The organism is Streptomyces sp. NPDC006925, from assembly GCF_042869575.1.
In the GTDB taxonomy this organism is placed as follows: domain Bacteria; phylum Actinomycetota; class Actinomycetes; order Streptomycetales; family Streptomycetaceae; genus Streptomyces.
This window is the reverse complement of sequence record NZ_JBIAGB010000001.1, coordinates 304837-318631: the sequence shown is the minus strand read 5'-3', so window position 1 is coordinate 318631 and position 13795 is coordinate 304837. Positions and strand designations below refer to the sequence as shown.

13 protein-coding genes are annotated in these 13795 nt (G+C 71.4%); 8 read left to right on the top strand and 5 right to left on the bottom strand.

Translation table 11 applies throughout. The features are described from left to right. The first annotated feature begins 157 nt into the window (after positions 1 to 157). Both ACFYNS_RS01470 and ACFYNS_RS01465 read left to right on the top strand, forming a co-directional pair. Positions 158 to 1324, top strand: coding sequence for a cation diffusion facilitator family transporter (locus ACFYNS_RS01470; protein WP_360300855.1), 1167 nt, complete (start codon positions 158 to 160; stop codon positions 1322 to 1324). 88 nt (positions 1325 to 1412) lie between these two features. Then, the gene (locus ACFYNS_RS01465) at positions 1413 to 1895 is read left to right on the top strand and encodes a GNAT family N-acetyltransferase (protein ID WP_360300864.1); all 483 of its coding nucleotides are present in this window, start codon (positions 1413 to 1415) and stop codon (positions 1893 to 1895) included. A gap of 59 nt (positions 1896 to 1954) precedes the next feature. Here ACFYNS_RS01465 and ACFYNS_RS01460 read toward each other — a convergent pair whose 3' ends face one another. Further along, the gene (locus ACFYNS_RS01460; RefSeq protein ID WP_388599997.1) at positions 1955 to 3307 is read right to left on the bottom strand and encodes an MFS transporter; all 1353 of its coding nucleotides are present in this window, start codon (positions 3305 to 3307) and stop codon (positions 1955 to 1957) included. Between the two features lie 434 nt (positions 3308 to 3741). On the opposite strand from ACFYNS_RS01460, the gene ACFYNS_RS01455 reads away from it, so the two are divergent. Next, entirely contained in the window at positions 3742 to 6018 is a 2277-nt protein-coding gene (locus ACFYNS_RS01455; RefSeq protein ID WP_388599994.1) for a HelD family protein, read from the top strand. A gap of 31 nt (positions 6019 to 6049) precedes the next feature. Here ACFYNS_RS01455 and ACFYNS_RS01450 read toward each other — a convergent pair whose 3' ends face one another. Then, positions 6050 to 6745: a Crp/Fnr family transcriptional regulator gene (locus ACFYNS_RS01450; protein ID WP_388599991.1), complete on the bottom strand. Its 696-nt coding sequence runs from the start codon at positions 6743 to 6745 to the stop codon at positions 6050 to 6052. A 24-nt stretch (positions 6746 to 6769) separates the two neighbouring features. On the opposite strand from ACFYNS_RS01450, the gene ACFYNS_RS01445 reads away from it, so the two are divergent. Beyond that, complete coding sequence (locus ACFYNS_RS01445; protein ID WP_360299810.1) at positions 6770 to 7063, top strand: YciI family protein; 294 nt, start codon at positions 6770 to 6772, stop codon at positions 7061 to 7063. Between the two features lie 85 nt (positions 7064 to 7148). On the opposite strand, the gene ACFYNS_RS01440 is transcribed toward ACFYNS_RS01445, so the two are convergent. Further along, positions 7149 to 7367 (bottom strand): helix-turn-helix domain-containing protein, encoded by a 219-nt coding sequence (locus ACFYNS_RS01440; protein WP_360299808.1) that lies wholly within the window; start codon positions 7365 to 7367, stop codon positions 7149 to 7151. 186 nt (positions 7368 to 7553) lie between these two features. Between ACFYNS_RS01440 and ACFYNS_RS01435 the strand changes: the two genes are divergently transcribed. From ACFYNS_RS01435 to ACFYNS_RS01425, 3 genes are read left to right on the top strand one after another with little or no spacing between them, the layout of a single operon-like run. Beyond that, complete coding sequence (locus ACFYNS_RS01435; RefSeq protein WP_360299805.1) at positions 7554 to 8363, top strand: ATP-binding cassette domain-containing protein; 810 nt, start codon at positions 7554 to 7556, stop codon at positions 8361 to 8363. Continuing rightward, positions 8360 to 9121, top strand: a complete 762-nt coding sequence (locus ACFYNS_RS01430; RefSeq protein WP_360299802.1) for an ABC transporter permease — start codon at positions 8360 to 8362, stop codon at positions 9119 to 9121. Before ACFYNS_RS01435 ends, ACFYNS_RS01430 begins: the two co-directional genes overlap by 4 nt. A 15-nt stretch (positions 9122 to 9136) precedes the next feature. Beyond that, positions 9137 to 9931, top strand: a complete 795-nt coding sequence (locus ACFYNS_RS01425) for a MerR family transcriptional regulator (RefSeq protein ID WP_360299799.1) — start codon at positions 9137 to 9139, stop codon at positions 9929 to 9931. A 154-nt stretch (positions 9932 to 10085) separates the two neighbouring features. Here ACFYNS_RS01425 and ACFYNS_RS01420 read toward each other — a convergent pair whose 3' ends face one another. Next, positions 10086 to 10787 (bottom strand): 2-phosphosulfolactate phosphatase, encoded by a 702-nt coding sequence (locus ACFYNS_RS01420; protein WP_360299796.1) that lies wholly within the window; start codon positions 10785 to 10787, stop codon positions 10086 to 10088. A 512-nt stretch (positions 10788 to 11299) separates the two neighbouring features. On the opposite strand from ACFYNS_RS01420, the gene ACFYNS_RS01415 reads away from it, so the two are divergent. Beyond that, a complete protein-coding gene (locus ACFYNS_RS01415; protein ID WP_360299793.1) occupies positions 11300 to 12781 on the top strand; it encodes an alanine/glycine:cation symporter family protein in 1482 nt (493 codons plus the stop codon). An 82-nt stretch (positions 12782 to 12863) separates the two neighbouring features. On the opposite strand, the gene bla is transcribed toward ACFYNS_RS01415, so the two are convergent. Beyond that, entirely contained in the window at positions 12864 to 13781 is a 918-nt protein-coding gene (bla, locus tag ACFYNS_RS01410; protein ID WP_360299790.1) for a class A beta-lactamase, read from the bottom strand. Between the last annotated feature and the right edge of the window lie 14 nt (positions 13782 to 13795).

Sequence of the window (13795 nt, the reverse complement as noted above, 5' to 3'; positions counted from 1 at the left end):
GCGACGTCCACCACCACCCCCGTTCGAGGTCCACGCGCACCGCCGGGACCCGTCTCCCGCACCTGCTCCACGTAGTCAATTGCGCGCCGGTCGCACCTGGTCGGGGACGGTAGGACGGCAATAGCCGCAATCGATTCCGTGTGCCACGGTGGCCCTCATGGAGGGGCGAGAGCACGACCGCGCGCACGACCACCACCACGGACACGGACCCGGCGGACACCACCACCGGCACGGCTCCCGCGGGCACGGCCACGGAGACCACGCCGGACCCGGCGCCGGGGCCCGGCACCCACCGGCCGCCTCCCGTGCGGTCCGGCTGCGCCGCCGCTGGGCCCACCTGCTGACCCCGCACAGCCACGAAGCGGCGGACAAGGTCGACGCCGCGCTGGAGACCTCCCGGGAAGGGATGCGCGCCCTGTGGATCTCGCTCGCCGTCCTCGGGGCGACCGCCGTCGCCCAGGCGGTGATCGTTGCCCTGTCCGGTTCGGTGGCGCTGCTCGGCGACACACTCCACAACGCCGCCGACGCGCTGACCGCGGTGCCGCTCGGGGTCGCCTTCGTCCTGGGGCGGCGGGCAGCAAACCGGCGCTACACCTACGGCTACGGACGGGCCGAGGACCTCGCGGGCATCGCCATCGTCCTCACGATCGCGGCGTCGGCCGTGCTGGCGGCGTGGACGGCGGTGGACCGGCTGCTCGACCCCCGTGGGGTCAGCCACCTGTGGGCGGTCGCCGCGGCGGCCCTGGTGGGATGCGTCGGAAACGAGTGGGTCGCCCGCTACCGCATCCGCACCGGACGCCGGATCGGCTCGGCCGCACTGGTCGCGGACGGCCTGCACGCCCGCGCCGACGGCCTGACCTCGCTGGCCGTACTGCTGGGCGCGGGGGGCGCCGCCGTCGGATGGCAGTCGGCCGATCCCCTGGTCGGCCTGCTGATCACGGTCGGCATCCTGGTCGTGCTGCGGGACGCCGCCCGCGAGGTCTACCGGCGGCTGATGGACTCCGTCGATCCCGCGCATGTCGCCGCGGCCGAGGCGGCGCTGCGCACGGTGCCCGGGGTCCGCAGCGTGGGGCAGGTGCGGATGCGCTGGATCGGTCATGTGCTCCGCGCCGAGGCCGATATCGTCGTCGACGCGCATCTGACGATCGTGTGCGCACACCGCCTGGCGGTGCGGGCCGAGCATGCCCTGATCCACGCGGTACCCCGGCTCACCGCCGCCACGGTGCACATCGACCACACCCCGCTCGGCGACGATCCGCACGCCGAACTCGCCCACCACACCCACCGCCGGGCCCCGGCGGGGAAGGGATCGGCACGTGCCTGAGGGACCCACGCACCCGACGCCGTGGAACTCCACCCGCGGCGTCCCGGCTTTCGAGCAGTTCACCGCCCGGGAGCAGGTCGGCCCCGCGATGCGCGAAGCGCTTGCCGGATGCTGGACGGACGTCAGCAACGCCGGGGGAGCCGCGGGGTTCCCCTTCCCGCCGATAGACCGCTCCGAGACCGCGCCGGCACTGGAGCGGATCATCGACGCGCTGGCCCCGGGCAGTTGCCGGCTGCTGGCCGCCGTCCGGGACGGAGAGCTGGTGGGGTGGCTCAATCTGCGGCGTGACCAGTTCGAACTGATCGCGCACTGGGGGACGCTGCACCATGTGCAGACCCATCCGAAGGTGCAGGGGCAGGGCTACGGCACGGCGCTGGTACAGGAGGCGCGCCGGGTCGCCCGCGAGGAGATGGGGCTGGAGCAGCTCCGGCTCGCCGCCCGCGCCGGGGTCGGGCTGGAGGACTTCTACGCACGCCTCGGGTGGCGGGAGATCGGCCGCTGGCCCGGCGCCCTCCGGCTCGCCCCCGGGGACGACCGGGACGAGATCCTGATGCACCTCTCGCCGCTGTAGGCCCCGCTGCGGCCGGGCCGAAGGCCCCGGCCGTACCCCCGCTGCAGCATCCCGGGCCGCTACCGGTCAGCCGTGTACCGCCAGAACGCGGGGACGGCGACGGCCAGGACCACGGTGGCGGCCACCACCGACAGGCCTCCGGCGACGACGGTGGGGCGGGTCCCGGCCCCCGCCCCCGCGGTGCCGTGCAGCAGATCGGCGAGGCGCGGCCCGCCGGCGACCACCACCGTGAAGATGCCCTGCATCCGTCCCCGCATCTCGTCGGTCGCCGCGGACTGCAGGATGGCGCCCCGGAAGACCATGGAGACCATGTCGGCCGCGCCCGCGACGGCGAGTGCCGCTCCGGCCAGCCACAGCGGGCCGGACAGTCCGAACCCGGTGATCGACAGCCCCCACACCGCGACCGCGAGGACGACCATCACACCGTGCCGGTTCACCCGCGAGTAGAGCCCCGACAGCAGTCCGCACAGCAGCGCTCCCACCGGGATGGCCGCGTACAGCACGCCGAGCGCGGTGCCGCCTCCCTCCGCGCCGCCGAAGTCGAGTTGCGCCATCTGCGGGAAGAGCGCGCGGGGCATGCCCAGCACCATGGCGATGACGTCCGCCAGGAACGAGACGAGCAGCAGCCGCATCCGCACCAGGTACCGGAAGCCGTCGACGATGTCGGCGAGCCCGGCCCGCCGGGCCGCGGCCTGGAGCGGCGGCAGCGGGGGGAGCCGCCAGACCGCCCACAGCGCCACCAGGAGGGCGAGCGAGTCGCACAGGTACAGCGTCGGCAGGCCCAGCACCGGCACCAGCGCACCGGCCAGCAGCGGACCCACGATCTGCCCGAACTGGGCCACGGTTGAGGTGAGGGCGGTCGCGGCGGGGAGCTGTCCCGCGGGCACCAGGCGGGCCACCGAGGCGGTCCGGGCCGGCTGGTTGATCCCGAACAGCGCCTGCTGCACGGCCAGCAGCACCAGCAGCACGGTGACCGACCGTATCCCGGCGGCGGCCTGGACCCAGAACAGCAGTGAGGTCCCGGCGATACCGGCGTTGCTCAGCAGCAACAGCCTGCGGCGGTCCATCAGATCGGCCACCGCACCGCCCCACAGGGCGAAGACGACCAGCGGCACGAGCGCGGCACCGCCCGCCAGTCCGACGAGCGCCGAGGAGCCGGTGTCGTCGTAGATCTGCAAGGGCACGGCGACCGCTGTGAGCTGGCTGCCGATCGCGGTGACCACCGTCGAGGACCAGAGACGCCGGAAGGGGGCCGTGCGCAGCGGCGTCGTGTCGACCGCGAACCGGCGCAGCCGCCGCAGTCCGCTGCGGCGCTCCGGCGCCGCTTCGGGAACGGGCTCCGGCGCGGGTGGCCGGCCCGTGGCCGCGGGCCCGGTACGCGGGTCGTCCTGACGCGGTGGTTCGGTGGTCACCGGCCGTTCTCCGTTCTCGGCCGGTGGGGCCCCGTCCGGCGTACGCCGTCGCGCCACCTCGGCCGTTCGAGCAGGCAGAAGAGACGCGTTGGTTGACGTTAACGCTTACGGTGCGGCTCGGACACCCGTGCGGGGTGGGCCGGGCCGCATGCGTCGAGCACGCTATGCGGCACCTCGTGCCGAGGTCAACCGGGGTGACCGGCGATCGGCGTGACGGGGCGATCGAGCGAGGCGGATGTCCGATGGCGGCGCCGGGGCGGGGACCGACTCCTGGGCGCCACTCCACCGGGTGCGCGGTGACCGCACATCCCCGGTACCGCGTTGCGGGCCGGGGATCTTCTTGGCTAAGCTCCGGATTTCTGTGTGCACGCACAGAAAAAGCCCTCCGTGGAGGGCTGTCGACCAAGCATGAGATTACCGGGCAGGGAGCCGTTTTGTCAAACCGGGGAAGTGCGGAACTGCAGCACGAGCAGCAATACCTCGACCGCCTCTACACGCGGGTCGACGCACTGCGCGGGCGGACCGCCTCGGCCGTCCGGGAGGCGCAGCAGCCGGAGGGCAGCACCCAGCAAGCGCGCGTCGAGCGGGATGTGCGGGTCGCGGAGCGCTCCGGACTGCTGGCCGCGCTGAACGCCGTGGACGGCTCCCTGTGCTTCGGCCGGATCGACCGCACCGACGGAGCGTCCCACCACATCGGCCGCATCGGCATCCGCGAGGACGACACCGAACGCACACCGGTCCTCATCGACTGGCGTGCCCCGGTGGCCCGCCCCTTCTACCTCGCCACCGGCCACACCACCATGGGCCTGCGCAGACGGCGGCACCTCACCACCCGGGGCCGCACCGTCACCGAGATCCACGACGAACTGCTCGACCTCGGGGACGAGGAGCGCACCGGCCACGAGGACCCGACCGGCGACGCCGTCCTGCTCGCCTCGCTCGACGCGGCCCGCACCGGCCGGATGAACGACATCGTGCGCACCATCCAGGCCGAGCAGGACCGCATCATCCGGGCACCGCACCGCGGTGTGCTCGTCGTCGAGGGCGGCCCCGGCACCGGCAAGACCGCCGTCGCGCTGCACCGGGCCGCGTTCCTGCTCTACGAGCACCGCGAGTCGCTCGCCAGGCGGGCCGTGCTGATCGTCGGCCCCAACCCGGCGTTCCTGGCCTACATCGGCGAGGTGCTGCCCTCGCTCGGCGAGACCGGCGTGCTGCTGTCCACCCTCGGTGAGCTCTACCCGGGCCTGACCGCGCACGGCACCGACACCCCCCGCGCCGCCGTGGTCAAGGGCCGCGAGGAGATGGCGGAGGCCCTGCGGCTCGCCGTCCGCGACCGGCAGCAGGTGCCCGAACCGGGCGAGCCGCTGGTCGTGCCGCACGACGACGGCGACCTGGTCATCGACTGGCACCTGGCCGACGAGGCACGGGAGGCCGCCCGTGCCACCCGGCTCCAGCACAACCTGGCCCGCCCGCACTTCGCCTTCCGGGTGCTGGACGCGCTCACCGCGCAACTCGTCGAACGCATCGGCACCGACCCCTACGGCGGCCCCAACCTGCTGGGCGCCGACGACGTCGCGCAGCTCGGCAAGGCGGTCGCCGCCAACCCGGACGTGCACGCGGCGATCGCCGACCTGTGGCCCGAGCTCACCCCCGAGGAGTTCGTCGCCGACTACCTGGCCGACCCCGTGCACCTGGACGAGCACGAGGCCGAGGCGATCCGCCGCCCGGTCACCGAGCCCGGGGACTGGACCGAAGCGGATGTGCCGTTGCTGGACGAGGCCGCCGAGCTGCTGGGTGTGGACGACAGCGCGCAGCGGGCGGCGGCCGAGGCCGAACGCCAGGAGCGCATCGCCTACGCGGAGGGGGTGCTGGAGGTCGCCCGCGGCTCGGAGTCGTATGAGTTCGAGGACGCCGAGTCGGAGATCCTCGGCGCGCACGACGTCGTCGACGCCGAGCGGATGGCCGAGCGCCACGAGGAGGCCGACCACCGCACGGCCGCCGAGCGCGCCGCCGCCGACCGCACCTGGGCCTTCGGGCACATCGTCGTGGACGAGGCGCAGGAGCTCTCGCCGATGGCCTGGCGGCTGCTGATGCGCCGCTGCCCGACCCGGTCCATGACCCTGGTCGGCGACCCGGTGCAGACCGGGGAGGAGGCCGGTGTCGGCTCCTGGGACGGGATCCTCCGCCCCTATCTCGGGGACCGCTGGGAGCACACCCGGCTCGGAGTCAACTACCGCACCCCGGCCGAGATCATGGAGCTCGCGGCCGCCGTCGTACGCGAGCGGCACCCCGGTTTCGCGCCGCCTTCCTCCGTCCGCTCCACGGGCACCCGTCCCTGGGCCCGACAGGTCCGGGACGAGGACCTGCCCGCGGCGGTCGCCGAGTCGGCGGCAGCGCGGATCCCCGAGGAGGGGCGCCTCGCGGTGATCGCCCCCCGCCGTCTGCACGAGGCGCTGGCTCCCCGGTTGCCCGGGGTCGTCGCGGGCGGCGAGCCCGACCTCACCCGGCATCTGGTGCTCCTGGCTCCCCGGCAGGCCAAGGGCCTGGAGTTCGACCGGGTGCTGGTGGTCGAGCCCGGCGAGTTCGGCACCAGCGACCTGTACGTCGCGCTGACCCGGGCGACGCAGAGCCTCGGCCTGCTGCACGCGGCACCCCTGCCCGCGCCGCTGGCCGAGGTGCTGGACGGCGACGAAGCGGCGGGCCCGGCCTGACCTCGAACCCGGTCACCCGGGGGTGAGTCCCTCACCCCCGGGCGCGGAGCGCGAGGAGCTCCGGTGCGAGAAGGACGAGGGTGCTGCCCCGGATCTCGAGCAGCCCGTCCCGCCGGAGGCGGGCCAGCGCACGGTTCACCGTGACGCGGGTCACGCCCAGCAGGTCGGCCAGTGCCTGCTGGCCGCCGGGCAACGTTACGCGCGTGCCCGGCGCGGCGGCGGCCTGCTCCAACAGCCAGGCCGCCACCCGGGCCTCCGCGGGCAGCGTGGCCGCCGCGATCAGCCGCTGCTGCTGCCGCCTGGCGTCGTCGGCGAGCACGCGCAGCACATGGGTGCGTACCTGCGCCGTGCCGTCGACCAGTTCGAGGAACCGCGCCCGCGGCAGGCGCCGTACGGCACAGGAGGTGAGCGCGGTGAAGGTGGCGGTGTGCCCCGCGCCGTCGATGACGGCCACCTTGTCCAGCGCGCAGGGCGCCGTCCACTCCCCGAGGCGGACCACGCGGCCCGTCCGTGTCGTCGTGTCGGCGGCCACCCGTCCCCGGAGCAGCAGCAGAAGGTGGGCGGCGGGGTCGCCGGCCCGGCCCAGAGCCGTTCCGGCGGCTGCCGTCTGCGGAAGGGATTCGCGCCACACCCGCCGCAGGGCGTCGTCCGGGAGGGATGCCAGCAGGGGCACATGTGCCAACGAGCGGTACTGCTCGGCTGTAGCAGTTGATACAGACCCGGTCACGCCTGCGACCTTACCCTCCGCGGCATGTTGATTCTCGAACTCGCCTTCACCGATGGCCCCGAGCGCCTCGCGGCCCGTCCGGCGCACCGGAAGCAGCTCGCCTGCCTGCACGAACGGGGCAAGCTCGTGGCCGCCGGCCCCTGGACGGACGACAGCGGCGCGGCGCTGATCTTCGATGTGTCCCGCCGCGAGCTGGACGCCCTCCTGTCCGCCGATCCGTACTACCGCACACCGGGAGTTCGGGTGGTGAGCGTCCGCGAATGGGCGCCGGTCGTCGGGCCGGCCGCGCCGGGAGCGGGGGGCGGGCCCGTGGAGTGAGGCCCTCGCCGTGACGGTGCGTGCACGCGGCGCGGCAGAGACATGGGCCGCCGGACCTCGAAGATCCCTACGCGGATGTCGTGCTTCAGCCGCAGTGGTGCCGGTAGTTGCTGGGCGGTGACCCGTACTGGCGTTTGCAAGCATGGGTGAAGGTGTACTGCGAGCTGTAGCCGACCTGCTGGGCGATCGTGTGGACGGGGGCTTTGGAGGCGTGCAGGAGCCGGTTTCCGGGCGGACTCGTCGGCCTCGACGCTTCCGCCCGGCGAAGCAGGCGGGTTCGCTGATGTCCGACAGCTATGAGCATGACGGTTTCGCGGGCTACCGAGCTCGGGGCAAGCAGTCCGTCGTTGCTGTGATGTGTCCGATCGACCGGTGATCTGGATGTATTGGTCGGAACTGGCTTGACCTTGACGCTGGGTCAACCCCCCATTCTTCCGGTGGAGCTTCCGCGCAGTCGCCCGGAACAGCTCCACGAGGGAGAAAGGCGACCATGACAGTCCCATCGATCGCCGGACCGGCGATTCGCGTAAAAGGTCTCAACAAGTCGTACGGGAAACTCGAAGTGCTGCGCAGTGTGGACTTCGACGTGGCGCCGGGCAGCATCTTCGCCCTGCTCGGTTCCAACGGAGCGGGTAAGACCACGACTGTACGGATCCTCGCCACGCTGCTCGAAGCCGACGCGGGGGCAGCGAACGTCAACGGCTTCGACGTTGCCGCGCAACCGGCGGACGTGCGGGAGTCCATCAGCCTCACCGGGCAGTTCGCCGCCGTCGACGAAATCCTCAGCGGTCGGGAGAACCTCTGTCTCGTCGCCAGGCTGCGTCACGTCAAGGACCCCGGCGCCATCGCGGATGACCTGCTCAGGCGTCTTTCGCTGAGCGAAGCGGGTGCGCGGAGAGTGTCGACGTATTCAGGTGGGATGCGCCGCCGGCTGGACATCGCGATGAGCCTCATAGGGAATGCGCCGGTGATATTCCTGGACGAGCCGACGGCCGGTCTTGACCCCGAGGCGCGCATCGAGGTGTGGGATGCGGTGAAGGAGCTCGCCGGCCACGGAACGACGGTGCTGCTCACCACGCAGTATCTGGAAGAGGCCGAGCAACTGGCGGATCGGATCGCGATCCTTCATCAGGGCCGGATCATCGTGAACGGTACCCTCGCCGAGCTCAAGCAGCTCTTCCCGCCCGCCGAGGTCGAGTATGTCGAGAAGCAGCCGACTCTCGAGGAGATCTTCCTCGCAGTCATCGGCGGCAGCGACGAGAGCGACGTGACTGGGTCGACGACTGGGGGGCAGCGATGACCGCGCATTTCTTCGACGACACCGCCGCGCTCACGGGGCGGACCCTACGCCATGTCACACGCAGCATGGACACCATCATCACGACCGCCATCACGCCGGTCGCCATGATGCTGATGTTCGTCTACGTGTTCGGCGGCGCCATCGATACGGGGTCGGTTTCGTATGTGAGCTACATGCTGCCCGGCATCCTGCTCATGACCATCGCCTCAGGTATCTCCTACACCGCGTACCGGCTGTTCACCGATGTGAAGAGCGGGATCTTCGAGCGATTCCAGTCCATGCCGATCGCGCGGTCGGGTGTGCTGTGGGCCCACGTCGTCACCTCTTTGGTCGCCAACCTGATCGCGCTCGTGCTCGTCGTGGGCGTCGCTGTGCTCATGGGCTTCCGCTCAGGAGCAGGAGTGGCGGCATGGCTCGCGGTGGTCGGCATCCTGCTCCTGTTCACCCTGGCGCTGACCTGGCTGGCCGTGATCCCCGGGCTATCCGCGTCGTCGGTCGAGGGCGCCGGCGCCTTCGCCTACCCGCTGATCTTCCTGCCGTTCGTCAGTTCGGCGTTCGTGCCCACAAAGACGATGCCCGGCCCGGTGCGCTGGTTCGCCGAACATCAGCCGGTGACCTCGATCGTCAACACGATCCGCAACCTGTTCGCGCAGCAGCCGGTCGGTGACGACATCTGGACCGCCCTCGCGTGGTGCGTCGGCATCCTCCTCGTGGCGTACGTCTTCGCGATGGCCGCCTATCGCCGGAAGATCGCTTGAGGCAGCCTGAGACCCATGCTCACCATCAGCCAGCTTGCGGCGCACGCCGGGGTGACGGTGCGGGCGGTACGTCACTACCACCGGATCGGGTTGCTGCCGGAGCCCGAGCGCGACCGGTCCGGATACCGGATCTACGACGCCGTCGCGGTCGTGCGACTCATCCGGATCCGCACCCTCGCAGACGCCGGCGTGCCGCTGGGCCGGGTGCAGGAACTCCTCGCGGCCGGCCCGGAGGAGTTCGCCGACAGCGTCCAGGAGATCGACAAGGACCTGCGCGCCAAGATCCGGCGGCTGCAGGACACTCGCAGCCGCCTCGCCAGGCTCGCCGCCGGAGAGCACCTGGCGCTTCCGCAGAGCGTTGTGGACTACCTCGACCGGCTGCGCGGTCTCGGCGTCGAGAAACGGTACATCGAGATGGAGCGGGACGCCTGGATCATGATCGCCGCCCAGGTGCCGCATGCGATCGACTCCGTGATCGCCAAGAAGCACGAGGAGCTGGACGACCCCGACATGGTGAAGCTCTACAGCCTTCTCAGCGGGGCACTCGACTGGCCGGCCGACGATCCGCGGATCGTCGAGGTCGCCGACATCATGGAACGCTTGATGGTGCGCGCTGTGGAAGCCGGCGAAGTGGGTGCCGACGACGGCCTCGACGATCAGTTCGTCGACCTGCTGGACTCAGCCATGGTCGAGTCCTCACCGCACGCCGCGCGGCTGTTGGCGATTCTCGAGGAGCGGGGCTGGAGGGGCTGGACCCGCATCGAGCGAGTGCCTGCCGAGCAACTCAACACTGAGCTGCCGCCATGGTGAAGGCGGGTCGGGGTCCCGGCGAATCCGCCGCCGGAACGAGCCGGGTGAGTCGCCTCCCCACACCGCGAACCACCGTCATCGGGACGTGCAGCTGATGCCGCATACCCGGCCGGATGCCGGTTCTTGCAGGGCGAGAGCCGGACCGCACCGGCGATCAGCTCGAAGCTTCGTCGGTCGGCGAAGGCACCGCGCACGGACGCAGGACCATGAGCGAGCCTTCCAAGGCCGCCACCATGGCAAAGGGGAACCGGTCGAGCTCAAGACAGAGTGCGACGTCATCAGGATGGACTCCCTGACGCACACCCTGCGCCAACTCGGCGGCGGCGCGCGACGCTCCAGCGCGACGGAGGAACTCAGCTGCGTCCGTCGCGGCCTCGGTGGCCCTCCGAGCGATGTATTGAGCGCATGCCAGGTCTTCATCGGCCCGCCCGTCCTCGCCGGTGACCACGAACGTGACACTGTCACTCTTGCGTGTCCGCAAGTGCCGAGCCGTTGCTTCCGCCACCACGAAGCCGGCGCACAGGACCAGCGACGCCTCCTTGACCGCAAGGGCGCCGACCGTCCCCGCCGTGGTCTTCTGCACAACGATCCGTCCGCCAAGATCAATGGACTGCAGCAGGCCCGGTGAGTTGACGGTGTCGAACCCGGGCGCCGGTGGACCGTCTTTGAGCGCCACCCAGTCCGGGGGGCGAGTCTTGAGCGCCAGGGCTTCGTCCGGCGACTCAGCAAGAACGATCTTTTCCGCCCCCTGGGCGAAGGCCCAGGCAGCCACGGTGAAAGCCCGCATGACATCGACTACGACCGCTACCGACGGGGCTTCGATCAGCTCATCGATGCTGAGGAAACGAGCGTCCATTCCGATCATGATTGCGCACGCCAGACCCGAAACATCCAGAAGGTGTTCCGCATCACATGGGCGGCCTCGGAACGCAACACCTCCGCTCGATCGGACCCGTCAGGTGGGTCTCCGAGGCTCGGCAGTGCCTTCCGTTGCATCGATCCGGGTGCTGAGCGTCCGCGCAGGGGCGCCGGTCGTCGGGCCGGCCGCGCCGGGAGCGGGGGGCGGGCCCGTGGAGTGAGGCCCACGCCCTGACGGTGCGTGCACGCGGCGCGGCACCTCGCACCCGCCGGGCGCCCCGGACGTGCACCCCGGACGTGCACCCCGCCGCGTGACCCGGCTCTCGCGGATGCTCGAATACCGCTGTGCCGGAGGGTGCGCAAGACCTCCGGCACGGGGTGTGAGGCAGGGCACACCGAAGAGCGCTGCGGGCCGTCCGGGGTGACAAGTACGCTACGGAAGATTTTTACGGAACTTGTCCCCCCGGTCGGAGCCCCGTGCACCGATCGTGATCTTCCCGAGGACGCCGCGTGGATTCGCTCAATACCCTCATCCTCGACGTCAACGACGTCTTCTGGACCTATCTCCTCATTCCCCTGGTCGTAGGTGCCGCGCTGTACTTCACGCTCCGTTCCCGAGGGGTGCAGCTGCGGCTGCTGCCCGAGATGGTGCGGGTGCTCGGCGACAAGGCGCAGCCGGGGCCGGACGGCCGCAAGCAGGTGTCGTCCTTCGGGGCCTTCACCATCTCCGCCGCGGCCCGGGTGGGCACCGGCAACGTCGCGGGTGTGGCCGCGGCCATCACCGCAGGCGGGGCAGGCGCGGTCTTCTGGATGTGGGTGATGGCGCTGCTGGGCGCCTCGTCCGCGTTCGTGGAGGCGTCCCTCGCGCAGCTGTACAAGGTGCGCAACCGGGACAAGGACGGCAACGAGTCCGGCACCTACCGGGGCGGTCCCGCCTACTACATGCAGCGCGGCCTCAACAAGCGCTGGCTGGGTGTGGTCTTCGCGGTCGTCATCACGCTGACCTTCAGTTTCGTCTTCAACGCGGTGCAGTCCAACACCATCGCCTCGGTGACCAAGGGCTCCTTCGGTGACGACTTCCCCGCGGCCGGCGCCGGCATCGCCGTCATGGTGCTGCTGGGTCTGGTGATCTTCGGCGGCGTCCGGCGCATCGTGACGGTGACCCAGCTCGTCGTGCCCGTGATGGCCGTGATCTACCTGCTGCTGGGTCTCGCGGTGGTGATCCTCAACATCTCCGACGTGCCGCGGGTCTTCGCGGACATCGTGGGCGGTGCCTTCGGCTTCCGCGAGGTCGCCGGCGGCGCGATCGGTGCCGCGATCCAGCAGGGCATCCGGCGCGGCATGTTCTCCAACGAGGCCGGCCTGGGCTCGGCGCCGAACGCCGCCGCGACGGCCGAGGTCTCGCACCCCGTCAAGCAGGGTCTGGTGCAGACCCTCGGGGTCTTCTTCGACACGCTGCTGATCTGCTCGATGACCGCCTTCGTCATCCTCACCACCAACCCCTCGCTGTCCGAGCGCGGCGGTGCGGACCTGACGCAGTCCGCTCTGGAGGACTCCCTCGGCGGCTGGGCCGGGCACGTGCTGACGCTGGTCGTCTTCCTGCTCGCCTTCTCCACCCTGATCGGCAACTACTACTACGGCGAGTCCAACCTCCAGTTCATGACGGGCGCCAAGGGCCGCCGCTGGGTGCTGCCCGGCTTCCGCGTGCTGGTGCTGGGCGCCGTGTTCGCGGGCGCCCTCGGCTCGGTGGACGTGGTCTGGAACCTCGCGGACGTCTTCATGGGCAGTATGGCGCTGGTCAACCTGGTGGCGATCCTTCCGCTGTCGGCCATCGCGTGGAAGCTGCTGGACGACTACCGCGCCCAGCGCCGCCAGGGCCTGGACCCGACGTTCGTCCGGGACCGGCTGCCGGAACTCCCCGGCGAGATCGAGTGCTGGGAAGGCGAGCGGGCCGCGGCGGAGACTGCCAAGGCCTCCGCCGAGGAGCGCTGAGCCGCACCGGCGTCGTCCGGGGCCCCGCGGAGGGACGACCCTCCGCGGGGCCCCGCCGTGTTCAGGTGGGGCCCCGCCGCCTTCAGGTCAGCTCGTCCGCGACGACCGAGGCCGCGTCGGCCACCAGCCTGTCGTCGTACTCGGCGTCCCGCTCCGTACGCCTGGACATCACGGTGACCACGAGCGGCGCCCTGCCGGGCGGGCGGACGACGGCGATGTCGGAGCGGGTGGCGTAGCGCCCGCCCCCGCTCTTGTCGGAGACGCTCCACTTCTCGGGGACCCCGGCCCGGATCAGGGTCTTCCCGGTGGGGCTGTTCCGCATCCAGGTGTCGAGCTGGGCCCGCTCCTTCCCGCTCAGGCCGTCACCGAGTGCGACGGCGCGCAGGTCCGCGGTCCAGGCGCGCGGTGTGGTGGTGTCCCGGTCGTCACCGGGGGCCGCCTCGTTCAGGTCCGGTTCGTAGCGGTTCACGTTGGTCACGTCGTCGCCGAGCTTCTCGAGGAAGGCGTCCAGCGCCTTGGGTCCGCCCAGTTCGCGCAGCAGCAGGTTGTCCGCGGCGTTGTCGCTGTGCCTCAGGGCCGCCGCGCACAGCGCCCGCAGCGTCATCCCCTCCTCGACGTGCTCGCGGGTGACGGGGGAGTGGGGGAGCAGGTCCTCCTTCCGGTAGGTGATCACCTTGTCGAGGCCGCTCAGCGAGCGCTTGTCCAGGATGGCGGCGGCGGTGAACGCCTTGTGCGTCGAGGCGTAGGCGAACCGCTCGCCCGCGTGGAAGGAGATCTCCCGGCCGGTGCCGGTGTCCACCGCGTGCACGCCGAGCCGGGCGTCGTATTTGCGCTCCAGCTTCCGGAACGCGGCGGCGGTCTCGTGCCGCGCGGACCGGGACGCCGAGGGCTCGGCGGAGGACTCCGCGCGGTCGTCGGTGCCGCAGGCCAGCAGCGGCAGGACGAGCGCGAGCGGACCGAGGGCGCTGAGAGTGCTGCGCCGGGCTGAGGTCGTGCGCATGGGTGGTCGATACC

Excerpts from the sequence above, each read along its gene's own strand:
- ACFYNS_RS01470 (WP_360300855.1), top strand. The coding sequence starts at position 158 with ATGGAGGGGCGAGAGCACGACCGCGCGCACGACCACCACCACGGACAC.
- ACFYNS_RS01465 (WP_360300864.1), top strand. The coding sequence starts at position 1,413 with ATGCGCGAAGCGCTTGCCGGATGCTGGACGGACGTCAGCAACGCCGGG.
- ACFYNS_RS01445 (WP_360299810.1), top strand. The coding sequence starts at position 6,770 with ATGTTGATTCTCGAACTCGCCTTCACCGATGGCCCCGAGCGCCTCGCG.
- ACFYNS_RS01440 (WP_360299808.1), bottom strand. The coding sequence starts at position 7,367 with ATGCTCATAGCTGTCGGACATCAGCGAACCCGCCTGCTTCGCCGGGCG.
- ACFYNS_RS01435 (WP_360299805.1), top strand. The coding sequence starts at position 7,554 with ATGACAGTCCCATCGATCGCCGGACCGGCGATTCGCGTAAAAGGTCTC.
- ACFYNS_RS01430 (WP_360299802.1), top strand. The coding sequence starts at position 8,360 with ATGACCGCGCATTTCTTCGACGACACCGCCGCGCTCACGGGGCGGACC.
- ACFYNS_RS01425 (WP_360299799.1), top strand. The coding sequence starts at position 9,137 with ATGCTCACCATCAGCCAGCTTGCGGCGCACGCCGGGGTGACGGTGCGG.
- ACFYNS_RS01420 (WP_360299796.1), bottom strand. The coding sequence starts at position 10,787 with ATGGACGCTCGTTTCCTCAGCATCGATGAGCTGATCGAAGCCCCGTCG.
- bla (WP_360299790.1), bottom strand. The coding sequence starts at position 13,781 with ATGCGCACGACCTCAGCCCGGCGCAGCACTCTCAGCGCCCTCGGTCCG.